Raw genomic sequence first — 19,637 nt, 5'->3', positions numbered from 1 at the left:
ATGGGGGCACCGGGCGGCCGATGTTCGCGGGGCGTATGGATGCGCCCGGTGCCCCCACCCCGGCCCTCCCCCAGCGGGGGAGGGTGAAAGTCAGGAGTGGCCGTCCACGCGCATCTGGAACAGGAAGTACGGCGGAATGCAGGCCCCGCGCCCTTCGGGCTGGCCCTCGGCCTGCGCGCAGATGTAGTCGTCGCGGCAGGGCGCGGTGGCCGAGCAGCTGCGCAGCTTGCCGGGGCGCGTGTGCTTCGCGAGGCATTCGCCGAACGGGCGCTTCGCCGCCAGGCACTGGTTGAAATCGCTGAGGATCGCGATGCCGCCGCACGTGCCGTTCGGGTCCTTGGGATCGCAGGGGCCCGAGCACATGCCGCCCGGGAAGCCGACCGAGGTCTTCTCGCAGACCGAAGCGGCGCCTTCGCAGGCGGTGCGCGGCAGCTTCTCGGCGCGGTCGAGCCAGGGGTTGGCCGAGGCCGCGATGCGCGTGGGTTCGCAGCGCGCGCCGACGATCGCCGGCTCGGGTCGTGTGTTTGCATCGAGCGGCTCTGCGAGCGGCCGGAAGGGATCGGGCTTCGGCGTGGTCAGCGCGGCCTGCAGGTAGCCTGCACGCCGCGCGAGTTCGTCCTGCAGATGCGGCGAGTGCGGCACCGCGAGCGCATTGCCGGGCGTGAAGCTGCGCGAGGCGCCGCGGCGGTCGACGCCCAGCAGGTGGAAGCCCGCGACCGCGCGGCTCTGGTGGCAGCCCATGCAACTGAGGTCGTCGAGCCGGCGCAGCAGGGCGCGTGGCGACTGCAGCGTACGGCTGCCGGGCACGGCCTGCCATTCGTTTTCGGGGAAGAGCTGTTCGAACGGACGGTTGGCGAGGCGCTCGAGGCCGCGCGGCGCGACCGAGATGGCCTCGGTGGCGAGGAAGCGCTCGGGGATCCTGAGCGTGGCTTCGTCGAGCGCGCGCAGGTTCTCGGGTTGGCGAAGCCATTGCTCGAGTTCCTGGCGCAGCGGCGCGCTGGCCTTGAGCTTCGCGACGTCGGGCGTGTTCTCGAGCGGGCCCACGTCGTAGCGCTTCGCGCCGGCATTCCAGCGGAAGGCGCGCAGCATGTATTCGGCATGGCCGCCGAGATCGGGCCGCACGGCCGAGGGCCAGCGCACGCTCTGCAGGTTCACCGTGAGTTGCGAGATGCGCGCGGGCGCGAGCCGCTGCGGCGCGAGCGGACCGTCGGCCGACACCAGCCAGCGGCCCAGCGCCTCGTCGGCCATCGCGGCCGGTGGCGGCTGCCAGCGCTTCGCGGCCGAGGCGCAGCCGCCGTCGGCATCGGGCGCGTCGCCGCGCAGCTCGACGTTGACGGTCATCGGCAGCCGCGACTGCATCGCGCTCGTGCGGTAGGCGAGGCGGTACACGAGACGGGTCTCGCCGCAGGCGCCGTCCTGGAACGGGCGGCGGTCCATGCGGTTGGCCACGCCCACCAGTTCGAAGAAGGCATCGGGGCTCGCGAGCCAGCGCGCGTCGAACAGGCGGTGCGGGTACTTGGCGATGCCGACGCCGGCCTGCCTGTCGCGGCGCTGGATGGCCGCGAGGCTGGCGCCGATGGGGTCGGCGATGGAGCGCCAGGCATTCGAACGCATCAGCGCCTGGTTGCTCGCGATGCCGTCGGCGGCCGGCGTCTCCGCCAGCCAGTGCGCGAAGCTCGCGCCGGACTTCTCGGCGGCCTGCAGCGCGGCGGGCTCGGTGACGAGCAGCAGCGGCTCGGCCGCGTGGGCGGTGGCGAAGAGGGAGGCCAGCGCGAGGCCGGCGAGCAGGCGGTGGGGAAGCAGCGGCACGCGGACCATTGTGCCGCGACGCTTCACGCGCTCGTGGCGGTCTCCATCCGCTCGCGCATCATCCGCGCCACGGCCACGCCCTGCGGCTCGCCGAGCCGCTCGAGCGCGGCGATCACGCCGCGCCGGTCTTCCTCCGAGCGGTCCTGGTTGAGCTTGAACTTGCCCTCGAGCGATTGCACGGGAATCTCCACCGCCGCGATCATGTCGAGCCGCGGCGCGACGAAGTCGAAGGGCATGGCGTCGAAGTCCCAGCTGCCCGCGCATTCGGCGCGCAGCGGCGTGTCGTAGACCGCGACGGTGCGACGCAGCACGGCGTGGATCGCCATGCGCTCCTCGATCACGCGCGGCGTGCCGCGCGCATGGATCGCGCTGTAGTTCCAGGTCGGAAATGTGCTCTGCCTGACGTACCAGCTCGGCGTGACGAAGGCATGCGGGCCCTGGAAGATCACCAGCGCCTCGCGGCCCGCGCGCAGGTCCTCGAACTGCGGGTTCTTCCGCGCGAGATGGGTGGTGAGCAGGCCGGCCTCGCCCTCTTGCGCATCGAGCAGGAAGGGCAGGTGGGTGGCGCTGGCGCCGGCCGGGCCGACGGTGACCAGCGTGGCGAAGCTCCAGGCGCGCATGCCTTCGTGCAGCGTCGCGAGCTCGGCCTCTGCATAGGGCTTGGGCGTGTACATGCGGCGGCTCAGCGCGTGGCGAGGTCGCGCAGCCAGCGCACCGAATCGTCGAAGGCGCGGCCGGCCACGTCGGCGACCGAGACCGCCTCGAGGAAGCCGTGGATGGTGCCGGGGTAGAGCGTCTCGCTGACCGCCACGCCGGCCTCGCGCAGCCGCGCGGCCATCAGCCGGTTGTCGTCGTACAGCGGGTCGCATTCGGTGACCACCATGCAGGCCGGCGGCAGGCCCTCGAGCCGGGCCGAGAGGCTGTGCAGCCGCGGGTCGGTGAAGTCGGCCGGCCCGCGTGCATAGAGGCCGTAGAACCACAGCATCATGTGCAGCGACAGGCCGTACTCGCCCGCGCCGTAGCGCACCACCGAGTCGCGGTAGAGCTCGGTGCTGTAGGCGCCGTAGTTCAGCAGCATGCCCAGCGGCAGCGCATCGCCCTCGTCGCGCAGCACCAGGCAGGCGCCGACCGAGAGGTTGGCGCCGGCCGAGTCGCCGCCGATGAAGAGCTGCGCGGGATCGATGTCGAGCGTGCCCGCATGGGCGGCCAGCCAGCGCATCACGTCGACGCATTCGTCGTGCGGCTGCGGAAAGCGCGCCTCGGGGGCGCGCGTGTAGTCGATGCCGATCACCGCGATGCCGGCGCGGCCCGCGTACTCGCGCATCACGCGGTCGTGGGTGTCGAGGCTGAACAGCACGAAGCCGCCGCCGTGGATGTAGACCAGCGCACCCTGCAGCGTGCGCTGCGCGGGGTAGTGCACGCGGATGCGCACCTCGCCATGGCGCGTGGGCACGTGGTGGTCGACGCTGCGCGCCATCTCGGGCCCGCCCTGCGTCCATGGCGCGCGCACCTTCTCGGCATTGGCGCGGCCCTCGGCGATGGGAATGGTGTGGCGCTTCGGATAGCGCGCGCCCTCGGCGCCCATGAGGCGCATGAACTCGACGATCTGCGGATCGAGCGGCGGCGGGGCGCTGGGATGCTGCCAGCTGTAGGGCAAGGGGGAGGTCACGCGAAGGCTTTCTCGGGAACGGGTTGGATGTCGATGGCGGGTTCGGCCAGCTCGTGCAGCGGCCGCGGCGTGGCCGCCAGCAGCGCTTGGGTGTAGGCATGGCGCGGCCGGTCGAACACCGCGTCGCGCGCGCCTTGCTCCACGATGCGGCCGCGCTCCATCACGATCACGCGGTCGGCGATCTGCTCGACGGCCGCGAGGTCGTGGCTGATGAACAGGCAGGCGAAGCCGTGGTGCTGCTGCAGGCTCTGGAACAGCCGCAGCACCTGGGCCTGGATCGTCATGTCGAGCGCGGAGACCGGCTCGTCGGCCACCACGAAGGCCGGCCGGCGCACCAGCGCGCGCGCGATCGCCACGCGCTGGCGCTGGCCGCCCGAGAGCTCGTGCGGATAGCGCGCGCCCAGGCCGTCGAGGCCGACCTCGTCGAGCGTCTCGGCCACGCGCCGCAGGCGTGCCGCGGCATCGAGCTCGGGCAGGTGGCGCAGCGGCTCGGCCACGATCTCCTGCACGCGCATGCGCGGGTCGAGCGAGGAGAAGGGGTCCTGGAACACGAGCTGGCAGGCGAGCCGAAAGCGGTGCAGCGCGGCGCGGCCGGCGGTTCGCACGTCCTCGCCGCGGAACAGGATCTGCCCGGCGTTCGAGGGCGCGAGCCGCAAGATGGCGCGGCCCAGCGTGGTCTTGCCCGAGCCGCTGCCGCCCACCAGTGCGACCATCTCGCCCGGGTGGATGTCGAGGTCGAGCGCATCGATGACGGGCACCGGCGGCTGGCGCTTGAAGAAGCCCAGGCGCGCGCCCGGGTAGCTCACGCCGAGGCCGCGCACCTGCAGCAGCGGCTGGCGCGTCTCGGTGGCTGCCGGCTTGGCGGCCTGGCGGCGCGGCAGCGCGTCGACCAGCTTGCGCGTGTAGGCCTGCTTCGGCGCGACCAGGATCGACGGCACCTCGCCGGTCTCGACCAGCCGGCCCTTCTCGAGCACGATCGCGCGCTGCGCATAGCGGCCCACCAGGCCGAGGTTGTGCGTGATCAGCAGCACGGCCGTGCCGTTGTCGCGCGCCAGTTCGACCATCAGGTCGAGCACCTCGCGCTGGCTCAGGGTGTCGAGCGCGGTGGTGGGCTCGTCGGCGATCAAGAGGCGCGGCTTCAGCAGCATCACGCTCGCGAGCATGATGCGCTGGCGCATGCCGCCCGAGAACTCGTGCGGATAGGCCTGCATGCAGCGCTCGGGGTCGGCGATCTGCACGCGGCGCAGCATCTCGAGGCTGCGCGCGCGGATCTCGGCGGCCGACAGCCGGTGGTGCATGCGCAGGCCCTCGGCCATCTGCTCGCCGATGCGGTGCACCGGGTTGAGCGAGACCATCGGCTCCTGGAACACCATGCCGATGCCCGGGCCGCGGATCGGCCGCATGGCCTGCGCGTCGTGCCGGCTCAGGTCCTGGCCGTCGAACACGATGCGCCCGCCGGTCTGCGCGATGCCCGGCGGCAGCAGCTGCAGGATGGCGCGCGCGGCCATGGTCTTGCCGCTGCCCGATTCGCCGACCACGGCGAGGAATTCGCCGGGCCGGACCTCGAACGAGAGGTCGTGCACCAGCGGCTGGGTGCCGTGGCGCAGCGCGATCCTCAGGTGCTCGACCGAGAGCACGGGAGAAGCAGGGGAAGGTGTGGAAGGCGCGCTCATGACTTCTCCGTCCGCGGATCGAGCCGGTCGCGCAGCGATTCGCCCAGCAGGTTGATGCCCAGCAGCGTGAGCGCGATGCACAGGCCCGGCACCACGCACAGCCAGACGGCCGAGACCATGTAGGGCCGCGCGCTCGAGAGCATGTTGCCCCAGGTGGGCGCCGGCGGCGGCACGCCCAGGCCCAGGAAGCTCAGCGCGCTCTCCGACAGCAGCACCCAGCCGAACATGCTGGTGGCCAGCACGGCGACCGGCGCCACGCAGTTCGGCAGGATGTGGCGCCACATGGTGTAGATCTCGCCGTTGCCGATCATGCGCGAGGCCTCGACGTATTCGCGCTCGCGCAGCGACAGCACGGTGCCGCGCACCACGCGCACCACCGAGGGCGCATAGGCCAGGCTCAGCGCGAGCACGATGCCCCACTGGTTGGCGCCCACGATCACCATCACGGCCAGCGCCAGCAGCAGGCCCGGGAAGGCCAGCAGCGTGTCGTTGAAGGCCATCAGCACGCGGTCGGTCCAGCCGCGCACGAAGCCCGCGACCACGCCCACCACCAGCCCGATGGCGGTGGCCAGCGCGACCGTGAGCAGCGCCACCAGGCAGCTGGTGGAGGCGGCGCGCATCGCTCGGCTGGCCACGTCGCGGCCGAACTCGTCGGTGCCGAGCCAGTGCGCCATCGAGGGCGCCTGCAGCTTGGACTTGAGGTCGATGCCGACCGGGTTGTAGGGCGTCCAGACGGCCGCCACCACGGCCAGCACCAGCAGCGTGGCGATCAGCACGCCGCCCACCAGGGTATGGGTCTTGATCTTCATCACTGCACCGACACCCGCGGATCGAACAGGGGATAGCACATGTCCACGACCAGGTTGATGACCACGTAGATGCAGGCGGTGAACAGCAGGCAGCCCTGCAGCACCGGGTAGTCGCGCGCGAAGATCGAATCGATCATCAGGCGGCCGAGGCCCGGCAGGGTGAACACCGTCTCGAGCACCGCGATGCCACTGAGCAGGTGGCCGAGGATCAGCCCGATCATGGTCAGCGTGGGATTGAAGGCGTTGGGCAGCACGTGGCGGCGCAGCACCTGCGACTCGGGCACGCCCTTGGCGCGCGCATGCGTCACGTACTCGAGCCGCAGGATCTCTATGGTGCTGGCGCGCGACATGCGCGTGAGCACGCCGGTCTCGACCAGCACCAGCGTGACGATCGGCAGGATCACGTAGAGCACGCCCTGCGAGAAGCTCTCCGACAGCGGCACGTAGCCCACCACCGGCAGCCAGTGCAGGTACTGGCCGAAGAACATCAGCAGCAGCAGGCCGAGCCAGAAGCTCGGCACCGAGAGCATGAGCGTGGCCGCGCCGATGATGGCGAGGTCGGCGGGGCGGTCCTTGCGCCAGGCGGCGACCAGGCCGGCGGGCACGGCGATCAGCGAGGCCAGCGCCACCGCGACCAGCACGATGACGGCGCTGACCTGGAAGCGTTCCCAGATCAGCGGCAGCACCGGCAGGCCGTTGGTGGTCGAGACGCCGAGGTCGCCGCCCAGCGCCTGGCGCAGCCAGACCAGGTACTGCAGCGGCAGCGGCTGATCGAGGCCCATCTGGCGGCGCATCGATTCGAGCTGGGCCGGGTCGGCCCCTTCGCCGAGCATCAGCAGCACCGGGTCGCCCGGGATCAGCCGCATCAGCGCGAAGACCGCGATGGAGACCAGCAGCAGCGTCGGGATCGTCATCGCGATCCGGCGCAGGAGGTAGGCGGGCATGAAGGCGCGGCCTCCGCTCAGCCGCCGGCGGCGGCCAGCCGCACGTTCCAGAAGCGCGGCTTGGCCGGCGCCCAGCCCTTGAAGCCGACCACGTTCTTGCGCATGGCGGTGGCGTCGCTGGCGTTGAACAGCACGATCATCGGCACGTCCTGCAGCATCTGCTGGTGCATCTCGTCGAACAGCACCTGGCGGCGCGCCTTGTCGCGCGAGACCATGGTCTCGGCCAGCCGTGTCTGGGCGAAGGCGCTGTCCCAGACCTTGCGCGGCTGCGCGGCCTTGTCGCCCGACACCATCTCGTAGTTGAGCGCGGGATCGATGCGCGCCGAGTAGACGAAGGCCATGCTCTGGTACTGGCCCTTGGTGTAGCGGTCGAGCTGGGTGGCCCAGTCGAGCACCTCGAGCTCGATGTTGATGCCGGCCTCGGTGGCCATGGCCTGCACCAGCACGGCGGCCGAGTAGAGCGCCTCGTAGCGCTTGTTGGCGATCATGCGGATCGGCTGGCCGCGGTAGCCGGCCTCGGCCAGCAGCTTCTTCGCGGCGGCGATGTCGCGCTTGAAACCGCCGGCCTGCGTCGCGTCGTAGTAGGGGCTGGTCGAGGGCACGACCGAGTTGTTGACGGCCGACAGGCCCTCGGTGACCGAGCGCGCGATCTCGGGCGTGTCGAGCGCGAGTGCCAGCGCGCGGCGGATGCGCACGTCCTTGAGCACGGGGTCGTTGGTCTGCAGCAGCAGCGCGACCATGGTCATCACGGGCGTGGTGTCCACGCGCACGTCGCCGCGGCCGCGCATCTCGATCACGTCCGACGGGCTGGGGCTGATGAAGGCGTCGATGCCGCCGCTGTAGAGCGCGGCCTTGGCCGCGGCCGAGTCGGGGATGACGACGAAGCGCAGGTTCTCGACCTCGGCCTTCTTGCCGCCCGTGAGGCCGTCGCGCGGCTCGGCGCGCGAGGTGTAGCCGTCGAAGCGGGTGAGCTCCACGTACTGGCCGCGCTTCCATTCCTTGAGCTTGTAGGGGCCGGTGCCCACCGGCTCCTTCCACTGGCTGTCGGCGCCGATCGAGCTGCGGTGCAGGATGGCCGCGCCGCCGCAGTCGGGCCGCGCCATCATGGTGAGGAACAGCGCGCTCGCGCGGTCGAGCTTGAACACCACCGTCTTCGGGTTCGGCGCCTCCACCGAGAGCACCTTGGTCATGCCCTTGCCGTCGAACTCGCTGAGGCAGCGCCAGCCGCTTCCGGGCTTGAGGTAGCGCTGCCAGCTCCAGACCACGTCGTCGGCCGTGAGCGTGGCGCCGTTCTGGAACTTCACGCCGTCGCGCAGCGTGAAGGTGTAGCTCAGGCCGTCGGCCGAGGTGTCGACCTTGCTCGCGAGCATCGGGCCGACCGAGGTGTCCTCGCGCAGCGCGACCAGGCCCTCGCCGACGTGCAGCAGCACGTTGTCGGTGTTGTCGTCGCGGTTGCCGCCGGGGTCGGTGCTGCGGATGTCCGAGTTGATCTGGATGCGCAGCGTCTGGCCGGCGCCGGGCGCGCCCTGGGCGAAGGCGGTGCCGGCGGCGAGGCCGAGCGCCAGCAGGGCGGCGGCGCGCGAGACGGAAGGCGGGCGGGCGGGGGGCACGGGTGGGTTCATGGCAAACACTCCTGGCGGGGGCTGGGCCGGTCGGGATCGGATCGGGAGGAACTCAGAGGGAATATTCGGTGAAGCGGTGGGCCTTGAACGGCGCCGGTGCAATGCGCATCTTCCGTGCCGCCGGGTCCATCACGATGGTCGCCACGGTGGCCGAGGAGGCGCCGCCCGGTCCCGCGCTCGGGCTGCGGCAGACCGCGCGCGGCGCGCCGAAGCGGTCCTGCAGCGCGTCGAGCACGTCCTGCTCGGTGAGGTCGCCGGCGCGCTTGCGCAGCGCCTCGGTCACGCGGCGGTCGCGGTAGAGCGAGTCGGGCGTGGTCTCGAGGCTGCGGTCGACCACGCGCGCCAGCGCGGCCGGCGTCTTGAAGTGGTTGGCATGCACCAGCACACCGTCCTCGGGCTGCTGCCAGAACACCTGCTCGGGGCAGGTCTCCAGGCTCACGGCCTCGCCCTCGGCATGAGTCAGGATCATGTTGTTGGAGATCGAGCGCGCGCTGCGGCAGACCACGCCGAGCGCGTTGGCGTAGAGCTCGGACTGCAGGATGCCGCGGCGGATCAGCGCCAGCGGCACGCCCTGGTGGCGGCCGTCGCTGTCGGCCTTGATGAAGTTGCCGGTAACCGCGATGCCCGCGCTGTTGAGCCCGGCGCGCGCCAGCGTGCCCGCCTCGGCGAATGTCAGGATGGCCGGGCCCTTGGCCGGCTGGATGCGCAGCACCACGCCGAGCTCGAGGCTCTCGACGCGCCAGTCCCAGTTCTGCGCGTGGATCAGCTTGCCGTCGCGCGCGGCCGAGGGCATGACCACCACGCCGGTGCAGCCGTCGGGCGGCTCGGTGGCCTCGAGCTGCTGGAAGGCGTAGAGCATCTCGCTGCGCGCGTTGAGCGCCACGATGTCCTCGGCCGGCACGCCCGCGCCCTCGGCCACGCCCTCGATCTCGCGCAGCATGCCGGCGTCGAAGGCCTCGACCAGCGGCATGAAGCGGCGCGCCAGCGCGCGCGTGCGCTCCCAGTTCAGGCCCACGCGCTCGAAGGCGGCGCGGTAGGTGCGCAGGCTCAGGTCGATGCGGTCGCCGGCCGCGCGGCCGTACTGGCGGCCGCACTGGGCGGCGTCGCCCTCGATGTCGTAGAGGGGAAAGGATTCGATGTCCATGGGGTGCGGTCCTCGGGAATTCAGGCGGGCGTGTCGGTGGGCTGGGCGGTCTGGGCGATGGCCTGGCGCAGGCTGTCGACGATCTGGTCGACGTGCCGGCGCTCGAGCGTGAACGGCGGCGACAGCGCGATCGTGTCGCCGACCGAGCGCACCAGCACGCCGGCATCGAGGCAGTGCTGCGCCACGGCCTGGGCGTGCGTGCCCGCGCCCGCGGCCCAGGGCTGCAGCTCGATGCCGGCCAGCAGGCCGACGTTGCGCACGTCGATCACGCCAGGCAGGCCGCGCAGCGCGTGCAGGCCTTCCTCGAAATAGGGCGACAGCGCCGCGGCCTGCGCGATCAGGCCGTCGTGCACATAGGCGTCGAGCGTGGCCATGGCGGCCGCGCAGGCCAGCGGATGGCCCGAGTAGGTATAGCCGTGCGAGAGCTCGACCGCGCTCACGCTGCCCTGCATGAAGGCGTCGTGCACCGCGTCGCGCATCAGCACCGCGCCCATCGGCACCGCGCCGTTGGTCAGGCCCTTGGCGGTGGTGATGAGGTCGGGCTTGACGCCGAACAGGTCGGCCGCGAAGTTGGTGCCCAGGCGGCCGAAGCCGGTGATGACCTCGTCGAAGATCAGCAGCACGCCGTGCCGGTCGCAGATCTCGCGCAGGCGCTTCAGGTAGCCGCGCGGCGGCGGCAGCACGCCGGTGGAGCCGGCCACGGGCTCGACGATGACGGCGGCCACGGTCGAGGCGTCGTGCAGCGAGATCAGCGCCTCGAGCGCGTCGGCCTTGTCGAGGCCGTGCGGCGGCTCGCCGCGCGAGAAGGCGTTGCGCGCCAGGTCGTGCGTGTGCGGCAGGTGGTCCACGCCGTTGAGCAGCGGCCCGAAGGTGCTGCGCTGGCGGCCGATGCCGCCGACCGAGATGCCGCCGAAGCCCACGCCGTGGTAGGCGCGCTCGCGGCCGATCAGCCGGTAGCGGCCGGCCTCGCCGCGCGCGCGGTGATAGGCCACCGCGATCTTCAGCGCGGTGTCGACCGACTCGGAGCCCGAGTTGGTGAAGAACACGTGGTTCATGCCCTCGGGCGCCATCCCGGCGAGCCGCTCGGCCAGCGTGAAGGCGGCCGGGTGGCCGATCTGGAAGTTCGAGGCGTAGTCGAGCACGTCGATCTGCGCCTTCAGCGCGGCGCTGATGCGCGGGTTGCGGTGGCCGGCGTTCACGCACCACAGGCCGGCGATGGCGTCGAGCACGCGGCGGCCGTCGGCGAGGTCGTAGTAGAGGCCTTCGCTGCCGACGATCAGGCGCGGCGATTGCTTGAACTTGCGGTTGGGGGTGAAGGGCATCCAGAACGCGTCGAGCGACGCGGGCAGGGCGGGCGACGCCGCGGCGTCGGGGTTCGAAAGGGTGTCGGCTGCGGCCACGAGGGTTTTCTCCGTTGGGACGCGACCCGGCGCTCGGGTCGTCGTGGGCCGATCTTGGAGCGTGGATTGTATTTTTGTCGCAAGATGTACATGGTTTTTTGCGCTCAAAAATACAAAGTCGGCGCGATGATCGGCGCCGATCCCGCGATTCCTCCCCGGAGAACCTTGGATGGCCGAAGCACAGATGGACACGCCCCCGGCGCCCCCGGCGCCCCCGGCGCCGCCGGCGTCGCAGATCGCGCCGCTCGCGCAGCGCGTGAGCCGCTACATCCTCGACCAGGCCCTGGCCGGCGGCTACGAGAACGGCCGGCACATGACCGAGGCCGATCTCGCGAGCCGGCTCGGCATCTCGCGCACGCCGGTGCGCGCCGCGCTGCGCTTCCTGCACGAGCGCGCCTTGCTGGCCCACGTGCCCAACCGCGGCTACACGCTGGTGGCCGACCGCGAGGCGCTGGGCCGCGCGCGGCGCGAGATGCCCGAGGACGAGGAGAAGACCCTCTATTACCGGCTGCTGCGCGACCGCCTCGCGGGCAAGCTGCCCACGCGCGTCAACGAGCTCGAGCTGGCGCAGGCCTACGACGCGCCGCGCCCCTTGCTGCGCACCGTGCTGACCACGCTGCTGCAGGACGGCGTGCTGCGCGGGCGCCACTACCAGCGCTGGGAGTTCACCGAGACCCTCGACTCGGTCGAGAGCGAGCGCGAGAGCTACCGCTTTCGCCTGATCGTGGAGTGCGCCGCGCTGCGCGAGCCGGGTTTCCGCATCGACCATGAGCGGCTGCTGGCCTGCCGCGAGCGCCAGCAGAGCCTGCTGGCCCAGGCCGCGCGCTACAACTGGATGGATTTCTTCGAGGCCAACGCGCAGTTCCACGAGCTGCTGGCCAGTTTCTCGGGCAACCGCTTCGTGCTCGACACCGTGCAGCAGCAGAACCGGCTGCGCCGCATGTCGGACCTCTCGGACTATCCGCTCGTGAACGTCGACCTGCTGCACAAGTCCTGCCGCGAGCACCTTGAGATCCTCGACGCGGTCGAGGACGGCGACCTGGCCCGCGCCGCCGAAGGCATGCGGCTGCACCTGAGCCGCGCCAGCGACCTGCTGGAGCGGCGGGTGATGGGCGTGCTCGGCGATTGACTGCATCCGCAACCCACCCTTTTTCTCTTCTCTTCTCATGACGCAAGACAACACAGCGCTGGCTGCCGGCTGGCGCGACGGATTCCCCACGGCCGGCGCGCCCGTCACGAGGCCGCGCGAATGCCCGGTGTTCCAGCCGCCGCACAACCGCTGGGCCTTCTCGCACCTGCGCGAGCTGCAGCCCACGCGCAGGGTGGGGCGCGGCAGCGCGCCGGTGGCCGAGCTACCGCGCGCGATGCGCAGCGAGATCGATGCGCTGCCCTTCGCGCGCTTCGGCGACGGCGCGCCCACGACCTGGCTCGCGGCGCTCGAGGCCATCCATGCCGATGGCGCCGTGGTGCTGCACCGCGGGCGCATCGTCTACGAGCGCTACTTCGGCGCGCTCGACGCGCAGGGCGAGCACATGGCGATGTCGGTCACCAAGTCGGTGGTGGGCACGCTCGGCGCCATGCTCGCGGCCGACGGCATGCTCGACGAGAACGCCTTCGTCACGCACTACATCCCCGAACTGGCCGACAGCGCCTTCGGCAGCGCGACCGTGCGCCAGGTGATGGACATGACCACGGCCATCGACTATTCGGAGGAGTACGCCGACCCCGATGCGGGCGTGTGGAAGCATGCGCGCGCCGGCGAACTGCTGCCGCGTCCGGCGGGCTATGTTGGCGCCGAGGGCTACCGGCAGTTTTTGCAGAGCGTGGGCGCGGCGCGTGACGGCACCGTGCACGGCCAGGCCTTCGCGTATCGCACCGTCAACACCGACGTGCTGGGCTGGCTGATCGCGCGCGCGGCCGGGCAATCGGTGGCCGGCCTGCTGGGCGAACTGATCTGGTCGCGCCTGGGCGCCGAGCAGGACGCCAGCTTCGCGCTCGATGGCCAGGGTGCCGAGTTCGCGGGCGGCGGCTTGTGCACCGGCCTGCGCGACCTCGCGCGCTTCGGCGAGGCGATGCGGCTGGGCGGCTTCTACAACGGCGCGCAGATCGTGCCCGAGGCCGTGGTGGCCGACATCCGCCGCGGCGCCGACCCGGCGCGCTTCGCGCTCGCGGGCTACACCCGGCTGGCCGGCTGGAGCTACCGCAACATGTGGTGGGTGGCGCACGACGCGCACGGCAGCTTCACCGCGCAGGGCATCCATGGCCAGGCGCTGCACATCGATCCGGTGGCCGAGATGGTGGTGGCGCGCTTCGCCTCGCATCCGCTGGCGGCCCATGCGCACCTGCCGACCTCGATGCCGGCCTTTCGCGCGCTGGCCGCGCACCTCATGGGCGAGGGCTGATCAGCCGGCGATCAGCGCGGCATCGACCACCCGCACGCGATGGTCGATGTAGTAGCCGCCGAACTCGGTGTAGCGCAGCACCAGCCGCGCGCAGGCGCTGCAGCGGTAGACGTCGCAGCGGTTGTACGGAAAGTGCGCGACCGAGATCGGCGCCTCGGGCGAGTCGTAGCGCGTGCCGGCCGGATGGAATTCCTCGAACGTGGGTTCGTAGGTATCGGGGTCGCGCAGCGTGCCGACCTGTTCCATCAACGCCTTGGGCCAGCGCTCCTCGGTGATGCTTTCCCAGGCCCTGGCGTCCTGCAGGCGGCAGGCGCAGGTGGGGCGCGTGGGCGTGGCGGCTTCGGCGAGCCGGCGGAGGGCGGGGGTGTCGAGCAAGGTCATGCGCGACAGGAGTCTAGTGCGCGCGCCATGTCCGAGCGGCACGCGGGCTCAAGGCGGGTCGTCGAGCAGCACCGCCCCCGGCCCCGTGGCGCCCAGCCTGTCGCCGGGATTGCGCAGCGGGCAGTCGGTCATCGACAGGCAGCCGCAGCCGATGCATTCGCCGAGGTCGTCGCGCAACCGGGTCAGCACGCGGATGCGCGCGTCGAGCTCGTCGCGCCAGTGGGCGGACAGCGCCTTCCACTGCGCGGCATTGAGGATGCGTCCTTCGGGCAACCGCGACAGCGAATCGCGGATGGTCTCGAGCGGAATGCCCGTGCGCTGCGCCACGCGGATCACCGCGATGTGGCGCAGCACCTCGCGCGGATAGCGGCGCTGGTTGCCCTCGCTGCGCCAGCCCTTGATCAGCCCCTTCGATTCGTAGAAGTGCACCGTCGAGACGGCGACGCCGCTGCGCCGGGCGACCTCGCCGACGGTCAGTACCTTGGCGGGCTCGGCGGGATGGTTCTCTGGCATGGCGGAAAGGCTCGGAGTCGGATCGGCGTCTTATAGGCGATACAGGCGGAGGCGGTGTGGCGCTCAGCCGCCGAGCTGCCGCCGCAGGTGGCTCGCGATCGCCGCCGCGAGCAGCCCGCCGATGATGGAGACGTGCTCGAGCGCGAAGTACAGCGACAGCGTGGCGCGCGGTTCGGGCAGCGACCAGAAGCGATGCACGATCGCGATCGTGAGCAGCAGGAACACCGAGAGCGCGCCGGCGCCCAGCCACACGGCGCGGTCGACCAGCAGCAGCAGCGAGCCGGCCAGCAGCACGAAGATGGTGGCGACATTGAAGGCCCAGGCCGGCTCGAGGCCCGCCGCGCGCATCTCGCCCACCCCGCCCGCGAAGTTCAGCGCCTTGGCAAGACCCGACGCGGCAAAGACCACGGCGAGCAGTATCCGGGCGGCCAGCCACAGCAGTTGGCTTTCCAACGCGGCATCGATCCACGACCTCATCAACACAGCTCCTGATTTCGGCGGGACATTCGTTGCCGCCATGGGTTCATCGGTGAAGCCCACGCGGGTATTCGGGTGAGCGCGGCGGACTGTAAAACCTCAACCAAGCTTGAGGTCAAGCGCTGTCGGCACGGAGCGGAATGGCCAGGTGCGCTACGCTCGCGCCCTGCGCGCTTGCAACCGACAGAAGCGGCGGCGCCCAAAGACATCGAATGACACCGAACGAGAACCCAGAAAACGCCGGGCCCGGGCCCGATCCAGTGCGAGGCCCTGAAGCGGCCCGGGCACTCGAGGCGATGCGCCTGTCTGTCGCGCCCATGATGGACTGGACCGACCGCCACTGCCGCTACCTGCACCGCCTGCTGAGCCGCCACGCGCTGCTCTACACGGAGATGGTGACGACCGGCGCGCTGGTGCATGGCGATGTGCCGCGGCACCTGCGCTTCAACGCCGAGGAGCATCCGCTGGCGCTGCAGCTCGGCGGCAGCGAGCCGGCCGATCTCGCGCATTGCGCGAAGCTCGGCGAGCAATGGGGCTACGACGAGATCAACCTCAACTGCGGCTGCCCGAGCGAGCGCGTGCAGCGCGGCGCCTTCGGTGCCTGCCTGATGAACGAGCCGCAGCTGGTGGCCGACTGCGTGAAGGCGATGGTCGACGCGAGCAGCGTGCCGGTGACGGTGAAGCACCGCATCGGCATCGACAAGATCGAGAGCTACGAGTTCGTGCGCGACTTCGTGGGCCAGGTCAGCGAGGCCGGTTGCGGCACCTTCATCGTGCATGCGCGCAATGCCTGGCTCAAGGGCCTGAGCCCGAAGCAGAACCGCGAGATCCCGCCGCTGCGCTACGCGCTGGTGCACCGGCTCAAGCACGACTTTCCGGCGCTGAAGTTCTCGATCAACGGCGGCATCACGCTCAATGCGCAGGTGCACGAGCACCTGCGGCTGCTCGACGGGGTGATGGTGGGGCGCGAGGCGTACCACAACCCCTGGTGGCTGGCCGAGTGGGACGCGGAGTTCTTCGGCGCGGCGCCCTCGGAACGCACGCGCGAGGGGGTCGAGACCCTGATGTGCGACTACATGGTGCGCGAGGCGGCCGAGCACGGCACGCCGTGGTCGAACATCGCGCGCCACATGCTGGGCCTGCGCAACGGGCTGCCGGGCGCGCGCCGCTGGCGCCAGGTGTGGAGCGACCACCGCATGAAGAGCAAGTCGCCGCACGAGGTGATGGCGATCGCGCACGAGCCGGTGGCGCAGGCGGCCTGAGCCGCTCTCCCGTTTCTTCTCAGGCCGCCATCAGCGTGGCCTCGGGCACGTCCTCGATGGTGGTGCGGCGCAGCTCGCGGCGCTCGGCGATGTCGTAGCGCCGGCCGCGGTGCAGGGTGCTGCGGTTGTCCCACATCACGAGGTCGTGCACCTGCCATTCGTGGCGGTAGACGAACTCGCGCTGGGTCGCGTGCTCGAGCAGGTCCGACAGCCGCATGCGGGCCTCGGCCACGGGCCAGCCGACGATCTCGCGCGCATGCACGCCCACGAACAGCAGCTTGCGCCCCGAGCCCGGGTGCGTCTGGACCAGCGGCCAGGCGGCCGGCGGGATGGTCTTCTTCTGCTCGTCGGTGTAGGCCTCGTCGCCGAGCAGGATGCGCGTGTGCAGCGCGTAGTGCTCGGCGCTCAGGCCCTCGAGCTCGGTCTTGTCGCGCTCGGGCAGGGCGTCGTAGGCGGCGCGCAGGTCGGTGAACTCGGTGTTGCCGCCCCAGCTCGGCAGCACCAGCGCATGCAGCATCGAATAGGCGGCGCGCGGGTTCTGGAACGAGCTGTCGCTGTGCCAGAGCTGGTTGGCGAAGTTCGAGAGGTTCTTCGGCGAATCGCGGCGCGCGACGTTGCCTTGCGCGTCGACGTTCGAGATGTCGATCAGGCGCTCGTCCTCGAGCCGCTCGGGGCGCTTGAACACCTTCTTGAGGCCGAGGTCCAGCGGCCCGAAGGCCTTGGCGAAATCGATCTGCTGCTGGCCCGTGAGCGACTGGCCGCGCCACACCAGCACGGCGTAGCGGTTCATCGCGGCGTTGATCTGCCTGACCTCGTCGCTCGAGAGCGGCCGGGCGATGTCGATGCCGCGCGCTTCGGCGGCGAAATGCGGATGCAGGGGGGTGAGTGCTAGGGGCATGGGAAGGGTGTCCGGATGGAAGAGGGGCTCACTCGGGCTGGATGCCCGCGTCGGCGATGACGCGCGCCCAGCGCTTCATCTCCGACTGCACGTAGGCGTCGAACTGCGCGGGCGTGGAGGCGACCACCTCCATGCCCTGTTCCTCCACGCGCTTGCGCATCTCGGGGTCGAGCAGCACGCGGCGCGTGTCCGACTGGATCTTCTCGATGACGGCCGGCGGCGTGCCGTGCGGCGCGATGAAGCCCAGCAGCGCGTTGACGTGGAAGCCGGGCAGGGTCTGCGCGACGGTCGGGTAGCTGAAGCCGGGCACCGGCTTGTCGCCGAGGGTGGCGATCAGCTTCATGCGGCCGGCCTTCACGAAGGGCAGCACCGAGAGGAAGGGGTCGACCACGAGGTCGATGCGCCCGCCCATGAGCTCGGTGTGCGCGGGCGAGCTGCCCTTGAAGGGCGCGTGCAGCATGTCGAAGCCCGCCTCGCGCTTGAGCAGCTCGGCCCCCAGGTGCGTGGTGCTGCCGGCACCGGGCGTGCCGTAGGTCAGCTTGCCCGGGTTCTTCTTCGCATAGGCGATCAGCTCGGCCAGCGTGTTGAAGGGCGCGTCGGGTCGGGCCACGATGGCCAGCTGCAGGTTGGCGATCTGCGTGATGCCCGTGATGTCCTTGAGCGTGTCGTAGGGCAGGGTCTTGCGCAGCGAGGGATTCACCGCGAACGAGGAATTCACCATGCCGATGGTCAGCCCGTCGGGCGGCGCCTTGGCGACGAAGTCGGCACCGATGGCGGTGCCGGCGCCGGGCTTGTAGTCGACGATGACCGGCTGGCCCCAGCCCTCCTGCAGCTTCATGGCGATGAGCCGGCCGACGGTGTCGGTCGGCCCGCCGGGGGCGAACGGCACGATGAGCTTTACCGGTCCTTTGGGAAATGCAACGGGCACGGCGGCCCGCGCGAAACCCGGAAGGCCGGCGCCGGCCAGCAGGCCGAGGCCGGTGCCAAGGAGTTCGCGGCGGCGCGGCGACGGCGGGGAGAAGTGGGGGTTTTGTCTCGTCATCTCATTATTTTGAAACTGTGTTCCGAAATAATGATCTCCCAAAGTTCTCGCGTCAACCCGTTTTTGCTGAAAAATGGCAACAAAGATCAATCAGGGAAGCAAAGGTTTCTAAAAATGAATGACGCGATTGGCGGCAGGGAAGAGGTGAGCGCGCTCGCCAGGGGACTGGCCCTGCTGAAGGTGATCGGGATGGCAGCGGCGCCGATGGGCAATCGCGAACTGGCGGATGCGACGGGCATTCCCAAGGCGACGGTGTCGCGGCTCACGGCCACCCTGGTCGGGGCGGGCTACCTGCGGCAGTCGCAGGACAGCGAGCGTTTCAGCCTGGGGCCGGCGCTGCTCGACATGAGCAGCCGCTACCTGCGGCACTTCGACCTGCGCACGGTGGCGCGCCCGCATCTCGCGGCGCTGTCGGACTTCGCGGGCGCGAGCGTGCACATGGGCGTGCGCGACGAGCTCGACATGCTGATCATCGATTCGCTGCGCCCGCGCTCGGTGATGATCAGCTCGCGCATCGAGGTCGGCTCGCGCATGACGATCGCCACCTCGGCCGCCGGACGGGCCTACCTGGCCTCGCTCGCGGCGCCCGAGCAGGAGGCGCTGCTGGCGCAGATCCGGCAGGAAAGCGGCGAGAACTGGCCGCGCATCGAGCCGGGGCTGATCGCCAGCATCGAGGAGTACGCGCGCGTGGGCTACTGCGGCTCGTTCGGCGAATGGCATCCGCACATCCACGCACTGGGCTTCGCGCTGCGCGGTCCGCGCGGCGAGCGCTACGCGGTGAGCTGCGGCGGCCCGGCCTACCTGCTGCCCAAGGACACCATGCTCGCGCGCGTGGCGCCGCGGCTGCTCGAGACGGCGCAGCGCATCGCGGCCGAGGCGGGCACGGTCGATCTCGATTGAGTGAAGCGAAGCGGGCCGCCGCGCGGCCCCGTGGCGGACGCTAGGCCGCCGCTTCCAGCCCGTTGCTGAAGTGCTCGCGCATGCGCGCCATGGCGGCCTCGCCGTCGCGCGCCTCGATCGCGGCCATCACCGAGCGGTGCTCGGCCAGCGACTCCCCGATCCGCCCGGCCTTGAGCAGCGAGTTGTGGCGGTTGAGCTTCATCACCTTGCGCAGGTCGGCCACCATCTGGTCGCGCCACTTGTTGTTGGCGATGGCCAAGAGGCGCATGTGGAAGCGCTCGTTGACCGCGAAGAAATGCTCGCGGTCTTCGGGCGCGGCCGCGGCCTCGAGTTCGGCATGCAGCGCGCGCAGCTCGGCGAGCTGGGCCTCGGTGGCGCGCTCGGCCACCACGCCGGCGGCATCGCTCTCGAGCAATGAGAGCAGGTGGTAGACGTCGGCCAGGTCCTGCTCCGACACCTCGGTCACATAGGCGCCACGGCGCACCTTCATCGTCACCAGGCCCTCGGCGGCCAGCACCTTCAGGGCCTCGCGCAGCGGCGTGCGGCTGATGCCGTACTCCTCGGCGAGCTTGAGTTCGTCGATCCAGCTACCCGGTTCGAGCTCGCGGCGGAAGATCCGCTGGCGCAGCAGCTCGGCCACCTCTTCATAGAGGGCGCGCGGGGTGAGGGTGACGGCGGACATGGGCGGGACT

At 70.9% G+C, this 19,637-nt stretch carries 19 protein-coding genes; 4 read left to right on the top strand and 15 right to left on the bottom strand.

Features of this window, described 5'->3' with window-relative positions:
- Positions 1–90: 90 nt before the first annotated feature.
- From AC07PU_RS06765 to aptA, 9 genes are read right to left on the bottom strand one after another with little or no spacing between them, the layout of a single operon-like run.
- Positions 91–1,818, bottom strand: a complete 1,728-nt coding sequence (locus AC07PU_RS06765; protein ID WP_495316260.1) for a hypothetical protein — start codon at positions 1,816–1,818, stop codon at positions 91–93.
- A gap of 14 nt (positions 1,819–1,832) precedes the next feature.
- Entirely contained in the window at positions 1,833–2,483 is a 651-nt protein-coding gene (locus AC07PU_RS06760) for an FMN-binding negative transcriptional regulator (RefSeq protein ID WP_495316258.1), read from the bottom strand.
- An 8-nt stretch (positions 2,484–2,491) separates the two neighbouring features.
- Positions 2,492–3,478, bottom strand: coding sequence for an alpha/beta hydrolase fold domain-containing protein (locus tag AC07PU_RS06755; RefSeq protein WP_495316256.1), 987 nt, complete (start codon positions 3,476–3,478; stop codon positions 2,492–2,494).
- A complete protein-coding gene (locus AC07PU_RS06750; RefSeq protein WP_495316254.1) occupies positions 3,475–5,151 on the bottom strand; it encodes an ABC transporter ATP-binding protein in 1,677 nt (558 codons plus the stop codon). Before AC07PU_RS06750 ends, AC07PU_RS06755 begins: the two co-directional genes overlap by 4 nt.
- The gene (locus AC07PU_RS06745) at positions 5,148–5,960 is read right to left on the bottom strand and encodes an ABC transporter permease (protein WP_057595421.1); all 813 of its coding nucleotides are present in this window, start codon (positions 5,958–5,960) and stop codon (positions 5,148–5,150) included. Before AC07PU_RS06745 ends, AC07PU_RS06750 begins: the two co-directional genes overlap by 4 nt.
- Complete coding sequence (locus tag AC07PU_RS06740; protein WP_422097319.1) at positions 5,960–6,904, bottom strand: ABC transporter permease; 945 nt, start codon at positions 6,902–6,904, stop codon at positions 5,960–5,962. The genes AC07PU_RS06745 and AC07PU_RS06740 overlap by 1 nt, the downstream gene beginning before the upstream one ends.
- 17 nt (positions 6,905–6,921) lie before the next feature.
- Positions 6,922–8,526, bottom strand: coding sequence for an ABC transporter substrate-binding protein (locus AC07PU_RS06735; RefSeq protein WP_495316251.1), 1,605 nt, complete (start codon positions 8,524–8,526; stop codon positions 6,922–6,924).
- A 52-nt stretch (positions 8,527–8,578) separates the two neighbouring features.
- On the bottom strand, positions 8,579–9,670 hold the full coding sequence (locus AC07PU_RS06730; RefSeq protein ID WP_495316249.1) for a C45 family autoproteolytic acyltransferase/hydrolase: 1,092 nt from the start codon (positions 9,668–9,670) through the stop codon (positions 8,579–8,581).
- 20 nt (positions 9,671–9,690) lie between these two features.
- Positions 9,691–11,070, bottom strand: a complete 1,380-nt coding sequence (gene aptA, locus AC07PU_RS06725) for an omega-aminotransferase AptA (RefSeq protein WP_495316247.1) — start codon at positions 11,068–11,070, stop codon at positions 9,691–9,693.
- 169 nt (positions 11,071–11,239) lie between these two features.
- Between aptA and AC07PU_RS06720 the strand changes: the two genes are divergently transcribed.
- Positions 11,240–12,199: a GntR family transcriptional regulator gene (locus AC07PU_RS06720; protein ID WP_495316245.1), complete on the top strand. Its 960-nt coding sequence runs from the start codon at positions 11,240–11,242 to the stop codon at positions 12,197–12,199.
- 37 nt (positions 12,200–12,236) lie between these two features.
- Positions 12,237–13,472, top strand: coding sequence for a serine hydrolase domain-containing protein (locus AC07PU_RS06715; protein ID WP_495316243.1), 1,236 nt, complete (start codon positions 12,237–12,239; stop codon positions 13,470–13,472).
- Here AC07PU_RS06715 and AC07PU_RS06710 read toward each other — a convergent pair whose 3' ends face one another.
- The 3 genes from AC07PU_RS06710 to AC07PU_RS06700 all read right to left on the bottom strand — a co-directional run bounded on the left by AC07PU_RS06710 (position 13,473) and on the right by AC07PU_RS06700 (position 14,843).
- Complete coding sequence (locus tag AC07PU_RS06710; RefSeq protein WP_495317245.1) at positions 13,473–13,862, bottom strand: hypothetical protein; 390 nt, start codon at positions 13,860–13,862, stop codon at positions 13,473–13,475.
- Between the two features lie 39 nt (positions 13,863–13,901).
- Positions 13,902–14,366, bottom strand: coding sequence for a redox-sensitive transcriptional activator SoxR (gene soxR, locus AC07PU_RS06705; protein ID WP_093342690.1), 465 nt, complete (start codon positions 14,364–14,366; stop codon positions 13,902–13,904).
- 63 nt (positions 14,367–14,429) lie between these two features.
- Positions 14,430–14,843, bottom strand: a complete 414-nt coding sequence (locus AC07PU_RS06700; RefSeq protein ID WP_093343438.1) for a DoxX family protein — start codon at positions 14,841–14,843, stop codon at positions 14,430–14,432.
- Positions 14,844–15,055: 212 nt separating this feature from the next.
- Between AC07PU_RS06700 and dusA the strand changes: the two genes are divergently transcribed.
- The gene (dusA, locus tag AC07PU_RS06695; protein ID WP_495316240.1) at positions 15,056–16,105 is read left to right on the top strand and encodes a tRNA dihydrouridine(20/20a) synthase DusA; all 1,050 of its coding nucleotides are present in this window, start codon (positions 15,056–15,058) and stop codon (positions 16,103–16,105) included.
- A gap of 19 nt (positions 16,106–16,124) precedes the next feature.
- On the opposite strand, the gene AC07PU_RS06690 is transcribed toward dusA, so the two are convergent.
- On the bottom strand, positions 16,125–17,003 hold the full coding sequence (locus AC07PU_RS06690; RefSeq protein WP_495316238.1) for a TauD/TfdA dioxygenase family protein: 879 nt from the start codon (positions 17,001–17,003) through the stop codon (positions 16,125–16,127).
- 28 nt (positions 17,004–17,031) lie between these two features.
- Complete coding sequence (locus tag AC07PU_RS06685) at positions 17,032–17,892, bottom strand: tripartite tricarboxylate transporter substrate binding protein (protein ID WP_495316236.1); 861 nt, start codon at positions 17,890–17,892, stop codon at positions 17,032–17,034.
- A 267-nt stretch (positions 17,893–18,159) separates the two neighbouring features.
- Here AC07PU_RS06685 and AC07PU_RS06680 point away from each other — a divergent pair, with 267 nt between their 5' ends.
- The gene (locus AC07PU_RS06680; RefSeq protein ID WP_057593637.1) at positions 18,160–18,945 is read left to right on the top strand and encodes an IclR family transcriptional regulator; all 786 of its coding nucleotides are present in this window, start codon (positions 18,160–18,162) and stop codon (positions 18,943–18,945) included.
- Positions 18,946–18,985: 40 nt separating this feature from the next.
- On the opposite strand, the gene AC07PU_RS06675 is transcribed toward AC07PU_RS06680, so the two are convergent.
- Positions 18,986–19,627: a GntR family transcriptional regulator gene (locus AC07PU_RS06675; protein WP_057593638.1), complete on the bottom strand. Its 642-nt coding sequence runs from the start codon at positions 19,625–19,627 to the stop codon at positions 18,986–18,988.
- Between the last annotated feature and the right edge of the window lie 10 nt (positions 19,628–19,637).

It is taken from the genome of Variovorax sp. GW821-FHT10D07, from assembly GCF_059415325.1.
This window is presented reverse-complemented; position numbering and strand designations above follow the sequence as displayed.